11 protein-coding genes are annotated in these 11,478 nt (G+C 57.1%); 4 read left to right on the plus strand and 7 right to left on the minus strand.

From position 1 onward, the window contains the following. Positions 1-119 precede the first annotated feature (119 nt). The 7 genes from FHS27_RS15550 to FHS27_RS15575 form a co-directional block, all read right to left on the minus strand. The gene (locus FHS27_RS15550) at positions 120-1,859 is read right to left on the minus strand and encodes a DNA polymerase (RefSeq protein WP_184305836.1); all 1,740 of its coding nucleotides are present in this window, start codon (positions 1,857-1,859) and stop codon (positions 120-122) included. Further along, positions 1,859-2,590 (minus strand): hypothetical protein, encoded by a 732-nt coding sequence (locus FHS27_RS15555; protein ID WP_184305837.1) that lies wholly within the window; start codon positions 2,588-2,590, stop codon positions 1,859-1,861. Before FHS27_RS15555 ends, FHS27_RS15550 begins: the two co-directional genes overlap by 1 nt. After that, positions 2,587-2,820, minus strand: coding sequence for a hypothetical protein (locus FHS27_RS30810; RefSeq protein ID WP_221225143.1), 234 nt, complete (start codon positions 2,818-2,820; stop codon positions 2,587-2,589). Before FHS27_RS30810 ends, FHS27_RS15555 begins: the two co-directional genes overlap by 4 nt. Beyond that, complete coding sequence (locus tag FHS27_RS15560) at positions 2,820-3,203, minus strand: excisionase family DNA-binding protein (RefSeq protein WP_184305838.1); 384 nt, start codon at positions 3,201-3,203, stop codon at positions 2,820-2,822. Before FHS27_RS15560 ends, FHS27_RS30810 begins: the two co-directional genes overlap by 1 nt. After that, positions 3,200-3,466, minus strand: coding sequence for a hypothetical protein (locus tag FHS27_RS15565; RefSeq protein WP_184305839.1), 267 nt, complete (start codon positions 3,464-3,466; stop codon positions 3,200-3,202). Before FHS27_RS15565 ends, FHS27_RS15560 begins: the two co-directional genes overlap by 4 nt. After that, complete coding sequence (locus FHS27_RS15570; protein ID WP_184305840.1) at positions 3,459-3,644, minus strand: hypothetical protein; 186 nt, start codon at positions 3,642-3,644, stop codon at positions 3,459-3,461. The genes FHS27_RS15565 and FHS27_RS15570 overlap by 8 nt, the downstream gene beginning before the upstream one ends. 79 nt (positions 3,645-3,723) lie before the next feature. Then, a complete protein-coding gene (locus FHS27_RS15575; protein ID WP_184305841.1) occupies positions 3,724-5,028 on the minus strand; it encodes a hypothetical protein in 1,305 nt (434 codons plus the stop codon). A gap of 1,353 nt (positions 5,029-6,381) precedes the next feature. On the opposite strand from FHS27_RS15575, the gene FHS27_RS15580 reads away from it, so the two are divergent. From FHS27_RS15580 to FHS27_RS15595, 4 genes are read left to right on the plus strand one after another with little or no spacing between them, the layout of a single operon-like run. Next, positions 6,382-7,593, plus strand: a complete 1,212-nt coding sequence (locus FHS27_RS15580; RefSeq protein ID WP_184305842.1) for a pseudouridine synthase — start codon at positions 6,382-6,384, stop codon at positions 7,591-7,593. 6 nt (positions 7,594-7,599) lie between these two features. Then, positions 7,600-8,457, plus strand: coding sequence for a dihydroorotate dehydrogenase electron transfer subunit (locus tag FHS27_RS15585; RefSeq protein WP_184305843.1), 858 nt, complete (start codon positions 7,600-7,602; stop codon positions 8,455-8,457). A 3-nt stretch (positions 8,458-8,460) separates the two neighbouring features. After that, complete coding sequence (locus FHS27_RS15590) at positions 8,461-9,768, plus strand: glycosyltransferase family 2 protein (protein WP_184305844.1); 1,308 nt, start codon at positions 8,461-8,463, stop codon at positions 9,766-9,768. Continuing rightward, positions 9,768-11,402, plus strand: a complete 1,635-nt coding sequence (locus tag FHS27_RS15595) for a hypothetical protein (protein ID WP_184305845.1) — start codon at positions 9,768-9,770, stop codon at positions 11,400-11,402. The genes FHS27_RS15590 and FHS27_RS15595 overlap by 1 nt, the downstream gene beginning before the upstream one ends. Positions 11,403-11,478: the final 76 nt, after the last annotated feature.

Here is an 11,478-nt window from a genome sequence, read left to right on the forward strand (position 1 = left end):
GTAAAGAGATTACTAAGTAGATATGGGGGTACGGGTGGGACAACACGTTCCATTTCTTGGACAATGCGTTCCGATTTTCGGACGACGCGTTCCAATTACCGGAACGTGGTGTCCGATGTTCAAGTTTGCTGTTTGGCGTCCGCTTCGCAGGCAAGCCGGACCACTCGGTCCCACATATCCACACCACGATCGTCGTCCATGTAACGGTCGGGATGCCGGATCACCTTGGCGTCGGACTCCAAATCGAAGCCATCGAGCACGAGGCGACCGGCCTCTCGCATGATCGCTTGCGTTTCCATCACCACACGGTCGATCACGTCGGTTTCGGCCTCGATCAAAATTGCATCGTGAACCGGACAACACACCCGAACTCCGGCCTCGGTCGCCATACAGCACGCCAGACGCATCATCTCCGCCCCGTTGGCCTGCATCGGGAAGTTTGCGAGGGACCTCGGATTGTCGCCGCCGATGGTGCGGATACGCCACCCGAACACGGTCTGTAACCCGCCGGTCAACATCGCAGTGTCGACTTGGGCCTGCGACCATTTCCAAAACACAGGAAAGGTTTCGCGGTGTCGACGGAGGAGGTTTCTCGCGAACGCGACCGGCTTGTTCAACTTCAACGCGAGTCCGTGTTCGCTCATGCCGTATTGGGTCGCCAACATGCAAACCTTGTACGCCGATCGCTCCGCCGGGTGGGATTTCTTCGTCGCCGTCGCCGGGACCGCTCCGGCCATCTTGGCGAACTCCAAATAGGGATCCCCGCTCGCGTAGGCACGCGTCAACGCAGGGTCGCCGGACAATGCCGCCGCAATCCCGAGTTCTTGCTGCGACCAATCCACGTAGGCCAACGCGTGACCGTGTTGAGGTTGCATTAAACCGCGTAACCAAACCGATGGACCGAAAATGAATTTGTTGTTGGACGGTTGATTCCGGCCACTGCGACTCGCGAACGGACTCAACATCGTCCGGTTCCGTCCGTCCGATCCCACTGCCAACTTTTCCAGCTTCATCTCGGACAACGCGTGACACAGTTCACGCAGTGGCGATAGTTGCGGATAGGTTTTCACTTGATCCCGAAACACGTCGTCCTTCAATGACAATTGACCACTGTCCGTTTCCGGCCACGGGATCCCGTTACGAATCAGATATGCCGCAAACCGATCACGCTTCAACGTCATCCCATCGAACACGCCGAACGCATGATCGACCGACCGAATCAAATCGAGTTTGATCGTCTCCCATTGCCGCCGAAACATCGACAATATGTTCGTGTCGATCGGGATCCCGTTGTATTCCATACTCGCCACGGCTTTCATGTAACGGCCACGATGCACCGCACGAGGGAAGTCGATCAGCGGCAACATAGCGGGCAACAATTTGTCCAGAGCATCGACGTCGGTCTGACAGTAGTCCACGAGTGCTTCCATCTCCTCGGACGTGTATGGGCCGCCGCGTATCGCGAGATCACGCATTTCGGTTTTCTCGGTCGCCAACATCGAATCGAAACCGAAGTGTGACAGGCACGAGAGCAGGCCCCATCCGGACGCCGGAAAAGTGCCGTTGAGCATGTTCCGAAACTCACACCACAAGTCGAGCACGTAGGTCGGTAGGCTCCATCCCAAGGCGAGGAAACATTTCCACTCCGCCGATGAAAAGTACGCCACGCAAAGCGAACTCGGTCCCGTGTCAAACGGCGGTTCCTTCATCGTCGTCAACGCGTCCATGTCGATCCGAATCAATCGCTTCGTATGGAACTCACGAGCCACCAGACAAACAACGCTCGGCCGTTCGCCTGGTGGTTGTGAGAACTCAAAGTCGAGTGACCAAACCGAATTAAATCGGTTCAGCCAATCCATCACGCAGCCCCGAAGAGTTCCAGCAGGAACGGGTGGTTCATCGAGTCAATGAATCGGGTTTTGAACGCGAGTTTCAACAACTCGCCCATTGAAAGTTCCGGCCACTCCGGCTCCGGCAAATTGCCCGTGGCCTCGAACACCGCGTAGGATCCGGACGACATATCCGCCTGGACCCGCACCCAGCTCTTCGTCGCAAGTTCTTGGGCCTCCAACATCGACGTGTGCCAGTCCATCGGACGTCCGTTTGGATCCGGTAGTTTCGCAGGCCACAGGAACGTCGCACCGTGACGGTTTACCGCAACGCACAGGCGAACCAGTGTGATGAAGTCCGGTAGCTCCGGCCACAACGCAGGGGCCACGAGGTAGCTTTCGCGGTTGTTCTTGTCCTCCACGATAGCGGTGTCGATCCGGTACGTTTCGGACGGATGCACACGGCAAAACTCCATCTTGTCCGGTTTGCCGACTTTCAACGTGACAATCTTGCGTTTGACGCCGATCGCTCCCGCCGCCGTGTTCGGGTTGATCCGCAGAGCCGCCGGGTCAAACGGATCGACTGCACGAAGAGGATCCGGTGGTTCCGGTGTCGCCGCCACGGCCACGTCGACCGGTGGTTTGTTCGGAGGAACGTTGTCCTCCACCTGGACTTCGTTTTCGATGCCGGGCAGGTTTCCGGCCTCGGAGGTCGCGTTGGACTTGGACGTCCGTTTGGTAGTTTTGCTAGAATCGCTCATAGGTTCGTTTCCTTCGTCGACCGTGCATCGTCATCACCGGTGCCGGTCGTTTTTTGTTGATAAATGTTGAGGTTGTTAGAAGTCACGAGGCAGAAGTCGCCTTCGGATGACAGATGTTTTTGCGGCTCAATGGAATACCGCAGGCATGGTTCGCACAGACTCGCGAAACCATTGAGCACGCGGAAACGGTGGACCACGGCTTCGCGTCGATTGCAGAAGTCGCATAGCATTATTCGCCGTCCGATTGGCCCGAATTGGGGCCAACGAATCGCCAACACTCATCGCAGGTATCCACCACGCCGTTGTCGGTCGGAACGTGGTGGACCACTGGTTCGTTCCGGCATACCTCGCAAGTGGCCGGGGGGGCCGATTTCGCCGCCATGTGCGTTATCACGGCATGGGGGTCAAACAACACTTTGCGACCGACACGGATGACGGGTAACTCGCCATCACGCAACATCGTGTCCAGCTTCGGGACCGACACGTTGATCACCTCGGACAGTTCGTGCCGTGTGAGAAGTCGCCGCCGGTTGGCAAGACGATCGGCCACCCGGTCGGCGACCATATCGGCCAACACTTCCATGTCGACCGGGCTCAGATCGGAGAGCGTCATTTCGCACCTCCGATCGAATCGTCGACTAATTCCCACAACCGGGAATGACAACATCGATTCGTCGATGGAACGTAACCGACCGGACGAATAATCCGGTCACGATGAAGCTCGGCGACCATCGCACCGAACACGCGTCCGTCCAAACCATCGGGCATGGACAGACCACGAATTGCATCGGTAAACGTGGCGGGGCCGTCTTTGAGTCGGCGGAGAAACCGACGTCGGGCATCGGCAATCAGCTGCCGTTGGTGTTGATTAGCCACGATCCACCTCCGATGCATCGGAGGTGGACTCTGTAGACTGTTCTAATTCGGTGGCCAACCTGAGCAGAATGCCCAGTTTCGCGGCCTCTGCTTGCACCTGAATCAGTCGTTCTCGCACGATACGAGAAGACGGTATGACCGGCATTTGAAGCGACTTCGGTCGTAGGTCTGTTGCCATTAGGCACCTCCTTAAAATGAGATGCCCGAATGATCGCTATCTAATTGGTACAATCAGTGGGTCAAACGGTGCCACCGTTTTATTGCTCGATCGCTGACAGCCCCTGTGCCACAGACTCACCAAGCTCAGTCAACCAGTAACCGCCCCCGCGTCCTTCCTTCGCGTCGACTAGTTGCAGCCCTTTCAAATTGTCAAAAGCTCGTTTCTGGTCACCGCGGTACAGAGCAGTTTTTACGATCGTCTGTGCGTTTTCTTTCTTTGCGGGATAGGCTTTCAATCCCAACATCGCCGAGAGAATTGCGCGATCGTTTTCTGTGAGGTTATAAAACTGGGGCGATGTTACGTTTGCGTCAGCATCGTTTTCGCCAGACTCGATGGCTGCATTCGCAGGCACCGTCAACGTTACCATCCAATTGGCAATCCATAGACACGCATCAGCGTACCTGGATGCAACGTCGCCCAAATGTTCGTGTCGGAATGCTTTCAAAAACTCGGGATCCGGAATTGAAGTATCGTTCGTGCCGATTTCGATTGGTCGAAACAGTCCTTGTTCATCAACGAGGCGGATAAAACCAGGATTTAGCGACCACGTGCATATCGGCACCACGTTTCCCTCGTAGGTTGTTTCCGATGTTGCTGTACTTTCGGTGTACCCCAAAATTGCGACCCCAACATCAATTCTCTTTTCTCGCTGTCGCTTGGATTCAATCGCAAGTTCTATTGCTGGAGGCAAAGCATGGGCATCGATTGCGTCAGCCACTGCAGATGAAAACTGGCCCGCAAACCAACCAAGATTGCGTCGATTGATCTCTGAATAACCTTTGATTTCCTGGAAGTATTCACCGAGTGAAATGAACGCACTAACCAGATCATCGAACCATTGAACTGTCGGATTGGTGATGGATGGAGCATGCTCTTTCCGCACTTCAACTTTTGCACCGCGTAATTTTCCGCTAATCGGCGGGTACTCCCCGAAACGATTTCCGTTGTGTGCAGTCTCCCCAGGTATCGCTTCGTACCTACCAACAACGACCGTGCGATTGGACAGCTCGTGAAGAGCGGTATGCAGATTTTCTTTTACGTGATCTCGATACAACTGGCCCCGCTCCCGATCAATCCGATACCAGACCGACTCCAAACGGTTGTTAAATCCGCCCGAATGAATGCCTCTAAATTTTTCGGTGAGTGAGATTAACTCAGTCTGTGCCGTGGGAAGTTCGGTTAGCTGCTGGACGCAGTCTTGGCTCCATGAGTCGACATCGTCAACAAATGTCTTCAACAGATCTAGACCGCGATAGTACCTCCGGCCCTCAAACTCCAGGTCTTCAAATTTAGGCAGGCTATAAATGAAAAGGTCCGCTAACGTAGGCCAGCGATCCCCCACGATCCTTAGATCCGTATTAGCGATTTTGATTAGGTCTCTCGCATTCTGAAAGTTTTCCAGACGATGCTTCAGATACTCCAGTGGATCATCTCGGTACAGGTTTGGATCGCAATGTGCGTTCGACAAAGCTAGCCCCCACCCCAGGGCAGAGATCGTCGCTCGCATTTTTGAGTAGACACCATCGATTAGATGAATCGCCGCTAGTCGTCCAGCCAACTGCATTCCCTCTCATATTGCAACTCAGGCCGATCCGATCGGCCGCTACGGAAAGGGTTCGTAGTCGGCCGGTCGAATCGTACGGCCGGAGCTACCGGCCTACCTTAGAAATCGTCGCGGGTCAGGCGACGACGATTTAGTGGGCGACCAAACCCACAGCACCATTGTGGGGGAATGCTCCGCTCCGTCCAAGTGCCGGTGAACCGGAGGGGGTGGGGTGGTCCCATTTCACGACGGACGCGTGCGAGAGTAGTGGCATGGACGGGAATCAACCCGCGAAATCCGCACCGGGAAGGACCCGCAAGCCCCGGTGCCACGGCTCCGTCGCACCGTCCGTCCGGAATATCTATTTGCTGGTCACGCTTACGCAGACGGGCACCCAGGTCATTTGTCGATGTCGGTCGACAATTTGATGGCCCCCCTTGGACGATCAAGACGGACGGACTCTCTCTCCGCCGTGCGGTGGCGGGAATCTCAGCGGTCCCGACAATCGACCAGGAGGACCCAATAGGGTGCGGGCAATCCACAGGTCCCCCCCCTCCCCCGCGTCAATTTCACGCCGGACGGTGTTTAAGGGGCCACGGACTGAATTCTACCGCAGGACGTCATCGACCGCCCCAGGGACCCGAAAGGCCTGCCAGGGGGGCCCGCGAAATTCATTTTGCTGCATACGCAAGACCCGCAGGCCAACAATCGGTCGTGACGTTCCGAAACAGAGAATCTACCGTCCCCGCCGGTCTGTCCAATCTCGGATTCAGCTCGACGGCTCCTTGTGACATTGTTCAGGCAGGAAATTCAGGGTCGTACCTACCCGAATCAGGGTCGTACCTACCCGAACCAGTCGGCACCCGCATGGGCCACGCTCCGGTCGCCGGATGAATCACACGGTCACCGCACCCCCTCACGTCGACTCAGAATGCTTTCGGCGACCGTGGTCAACTCCTCGATCACGTCGATGTCGAGATCACTCAAAACACGTCCGAGAGCATCGGGAATTGGACACAATGGAACCACCGGTGGAACAACGGGAACCCCATCGACCGAATCGGCCCCGTGAATTACGATGTTTTGTTCGCAAGATTCAAGTCCTGCCAGCCCTACTTTTTCCGTCTCACGCACGCTCTGTAAGTCCGCTTCATGCCCCGCCAGCCCGCTCCCCGCAAGAAGCAGTCACGTCCTGCCGATGACACCAAACGATTGAATCAACTGCTCGCGTCGGCAGGATTGGGCAGTCGGCGTCACGTCGAAGAGTTAATCCGTGAGGGCCGCGTCGAGGTGGACGGGGAGGTGGTGACGCAGTTGAGCGTGAACGTGAATTCGAAGACGCAGAAGGTGCGTGTGGACGGAATTCCGTTGAAGCCTCAGAAACTGGTTTATTACGCGGTGCACAAACCGACGGGGGTGGTTTCGACCAATTCGGATCCGCAGGGGCGGGTTCGGGTGATCGATTTGGTGCCGCCGACGGAGCGAGTTTATCCGGTGGGGCGATTGGACCGCAGTAGTGACGGTTTGATCTTGTTGACCAACGATGGGGAGTTGGCTCAGTCGTTGTCGCATCCGAGGTTTGGCGTCCAGAAGATTTATCGCGTGACGGTCGCCGGGGAAGTGAAGCCGGAGACGATGCGTAAGATGCGTCAAGGGATTTACATCGCGGAGGGTTTGGTCCGGGTCGACGGGGCCAAGATCATCAAGGCTCGCAAGAAAGCGACGGACATGGAGATCCGTTTGCGAGAGGGTAAGAACCGCGAGATCCGTCGGATTTTGGCGAAATTCGGGCACAAGGTTCAGACGCTGCGTCGGGTCGCGATCGGGCCGCTGCGGTTGGGTGACATGCCAGCGGGTGCATACCGAAAATTATCTCGGGAAGAAATTGAGAAGCTGCGATCGATCGCATCACAGGCTGCGGCGGCGCCTCCGGAAAAGCCGACCAAGGAACAGGCGGCGGGCCGAGGCGGCGCAGACGGACGAGGTCCGGGCGTCGGGAAACCTCGTGATTTGAAACCGGCCGACGGAAAGTCGCGAGGCGGCAAACGGGCGACGGCAAAACGTTCGACGGTGAAACGTTCAGCGGCGGGAGGGGCCGCGGCAGGTCGTCCTGCGTCGCGGGGGGCAGCGGGCGGTGAGCCGCAGCGTCGCGAGAATCGTCGTCCGGTGAAAGCGGTTAAGCGAACCGTCAAGGCTCCGTCGCGTGATTCGCTGCGTGTGGGCAAAATCATTGTGGGGGATGAGGTGGTTGCGGAGACGACGCGAGAGTCTCAGGGGCCGAAGGCGAAACGTGGAAAAGCGGCCTCGAAAAAGTCATTCAAACGCACCGGTGGTGTTTCTCGAAAACGTAAAGGAAGACGATAGACCGACATGGCTTCACTGCATGCGAAGAACTACGCCGACTCGATGGTTCATTTGACCGGACCGTTGTTAGAGAACCGGGCAGTCGCCGAGAACACGTATTTGTTACGAGTGCGTGCACCGGAGATCGCGTCGAAGGCGAAACCGGGGCAATTCGTAATGATTCGATTGGCGGGGCTGGACGCGCCACTGATCGGGCGCGCGTTTGCGATTTACGATGTTCACGTCGATGAGAATGGATCCCCAGACGCGATCGACCTGATTTATCTGCGCAAGGGTGCGTTGACGATGCCGTTGTCCGCGGCGCCGGTGGGGACACCGGTTTCGGTCTGGGGGCCGCTCGGTAATGCGTTTCGCGATGCCGAGTGTGATCGTTTGGTCATGGCAGTCGGCGGAATCGGTCAGACGCCGATGTTAGTGACGGGCCGCGATGCGTTGAGTCGTGGATGGGCAAAGCGTGTCGATCTCATTTACGGTGCCCGTCGGTCGTCGTTGTTGGCGGGAGTGGACGATTTCCGTGGGGCGGGGTTCGATGTGACCACGTGCACGGACGACGGGTCGGAAGGTCGGCAGGCGTTGGTGCCGGATGTTTTGGCGGAGCGGCTCGACGAAATCAAACAGCAGGACCCTGGAGAGCGAATCCGTGTGCTCACGTGCGGGCCTGAAATTATGATGGAGAAGGTCGCTGGGGTTTGCATCGACCGCGGCGTGGACGTTCAGGTTTCGATGGAGACGCCGATGGCGTGTGGGATCGGGATCTGTTTTTCGTGTGTCGCGAAGGTCAAGCAAGACGACGGAAGTTGGGATTACAAACGAACGTGCGTCGACGGGCCGATTTTTGACGCCGAGCAACTGTGTTGGGAATAGCTGTTGAGTAAGCACATCGACCGATCATTGTCCGATTTCGACGCGGCGGTATTGAGCAATCGTCCGCCACGATTTCAGGACCCTCCGCGACGGTCTGATGAGTCGAAGGCGGGCAATCCGATTGGCGTTGAATCGCCGAGTTTGACCGTTGTCATTCCGGCGATGAACGAGGAGGAATCGCTCGATACTCTGCATGCGAAACTGCTGGAGGTTTGCGGTCGCATCGGCGAGCGGGTCGAGATTATTTTCATCGACGACGGTTCGACGGATTCGACGTGGGCGAAGATGAGTTCGCTAACGGGCGGGAATCAGGGCACGCGGGCGATCCGGCTGCGAAGAAATTTCGGAAAAGCGGCGGCGTTGAGTGCCGGGTTCTCCGTCGCTCGTGGTGACATCGTTTTCACGATGGATGCGGATTTACAGGACGATCCGGAGGAGATACCGCGGTTTCTTTCCGCGTTAGCGGGGGAGACGCCTGTTCGAGCGTCGGAGTCCGAGGGGCAGCAATCGGGGGGTGAGGCAAGAATAGGCCTCACGGGGGAAGCGTCGACCTACCGCGAGGCGAATGACGTAAGTACACTCGATGTCGTGAGTGGGTGGAAACGTGTTCGGCACGATCCGTGGCACAAGGTGCTGCCCAGTCGGGTGTTCAATGCGATGGTTAGCGGGATAACGGGCGTTCATCTCCACGATCACAACTGCGGCTTCAAAGCGTATCGGCGTGAGGTTCTCGCGGAAGTGGATCTATACGGGGAGCGTCATCGTTTCATTCCGGTGCTCGCGGCGGCGCGCGGTTGGAAGGTCGGTGAGATCGAAGTTTTGCACCATCCGAGGGCTCACGGGAAATCGAAATATGGTTTGTCGCGGCTAGGAAAGGGCTTCCTCGATTTGATGAGTATTTATCTGTTAACCGACTACGCTCGGCGACCGCTGCATTTGATCGGTTCGGCGGGGTTGGCGTGTTTCGCGCTCGGTTCGCTCGGCATGCTGTATTTGAGCGCGATGTGGGTGTTTTCTCGTCTCGGCACGGGGGAAGCGTTGCATCTGCATTCAACGGCGATTTTCTATTATTGCATTTTGGCGGTGTTGTTCGGGGCTCAGTGCGTGCTCGCGGGTTTGATCGCTGAATTGATCGTGTCGGTATCGGCGGCGCGTGACCGATCGTTGCGCTCGTTCCAAAAAGGAACAACCATCGGAGGTGCGGCGGATGTGCCGCTGCATCATGTTTCGTTTAGCGTTTCGCAGGTTGCGGGATTCGAGTGGCAGCCCTCGGCCGATGACGACAATCAATCGGCCAAGGCGTCGGGCTGATGCGAAAACATGACGTGCCGCGTGAAAAGCGGATACGAATGCACATGGTGCTGATCGCGGTGTCGTTGGCGTTGGTGGCCGGACGGATTGCCGTGGTCGTTAACCCCGAGGGTGACAGCGCGTTCTTGAGCGCGAATGACCGCAGTCGTTGGGTTAGTGTCGCGGCGCTAGTAGAAAAGAACACCTTTGCGATCGATGATTTGATCACGATCCGGGGCGCGCGTGGGCATCGATTGTGGGATACGATCGACAAGGTTCGGCATGTCGGAGTCGACGGTCGGTTGCACTACTACAGCAGCAAACCGACGTTGTTGACGACGATGGTCGCGGGGGTGTACTGGGTCGTTCACCAGACCACGGGGCTGAGCATGACGGAGCATCCGATCTATGTGCCGCGGTTGCTGTTGTTGATGATCAATTTGCCCGTGATGGCGTTGTTCTTGATCACGATGGTGATGAGTATCGAGTGGTCCAGCGCGTCCGATTTCGCAAAACGGATGGCGGTGACGGCGGGATGTTTCGGCACGATGCTGACCCCGTTCGCGATCTCGTTGAACAACCATTTGTTCGCTGCCGCGGCGACATCGTTGACGTTGTACATCTATCTGCACGCGAGCGAAAAGGTGCACGACTCGTTTGCGGGGCTGACTTATCGGCCGCGGTTTTGGCCATGGGCGATCGCGGGGGGATCGGCGGCGTTCGCGGTCGCGTGTGAATTGCCCGCGCTGTCGATGTTTGTGCTGTGGGGGGCGTTGTTTGGGATTTTGATCCCCCGATCGATCCCTGGGTTTCTAATCGGAGCGGCCGTCGTTGCGGTTGGGATTTTTGGAACGAACCATTGGGCGCATCAGAGTTGGCGGACGCCGTACGCCCATCGTGGTGTGGGGGAGTCGGTCGAGGAGTTCGATTGGAACGCGGAGTCCGGTTCGGATGCCGTGGAGTCCCTCCGCGTGCGAGCGAGGGAGTTGAGCACGTTTGCGAAGGCGGAGTCGATCCAGATTCGAGCGTTGCAGGCGGGCGGTTACGAAATCATCGATGAGTCGTCTGAGAACGGTACGCTGCGTCAACGACAGTGGAAGGTGCAGTCACAGGCGAACTCAAAATCGGCGTCTGCATGGGAAATCGCGAAATGGGACGATTGGTACGACTACCCCGGCAGTTATTGGCGGACGGGAAAGCGGCGGGGCGTTGATCTCGGCGAGGCAAGCCGCGGGGTTTACGCGTTCAACGCGACCTTGGGGACCTACGGCATCTTCTCGTTGACTCCGATCTGGTTGCTGATGCCGTTGGGGCTGATTTATAAGTGTTTTAATGGTCCGTTTGATCGTCGTTTGTTGGCGATTGCGATCTTGGTGGCGACGGTGGTTTGCTTTGCGTTTTACATCGCTCGACCGGAAATTGATCGAAATTACGGGGGTGTGAGCGTTTGTTTCCGCTGGATGCTGTGGTTTGCTCCGTTGTGGATCTACGCGATCATTCCTGAGCTGAACGAAATGAGCGAATCGCGGGGGGGCAGGTTCTTTGCGGTCGCCCTGTTGGTGGCGAGCGTTTTCTCGGTCTCGACGAGTTTGGATTCGCCGTGGCAAAGTCCATGGTTGTATCGGTTTGCGTCGTTTTTGGACTGGTTAAACTAGGAATTCAGCAGTTAGTATCGGGGCAGTCTGGATCAGGCAGCAGGGCCCCGATTTTCGGTGTGTTTTCTGTGGACGG

The sequence above is a fragment of the Aporhodopirellula rubra genome (assembly GCF_014192335.1).
Classification (GTDB): domain Bacteria; phylum Planctomycetota; class Planctomycetia; order Pirellulales; family Pirellulaceae; genus Rhodopirellula; species Rhodopirellula rubra.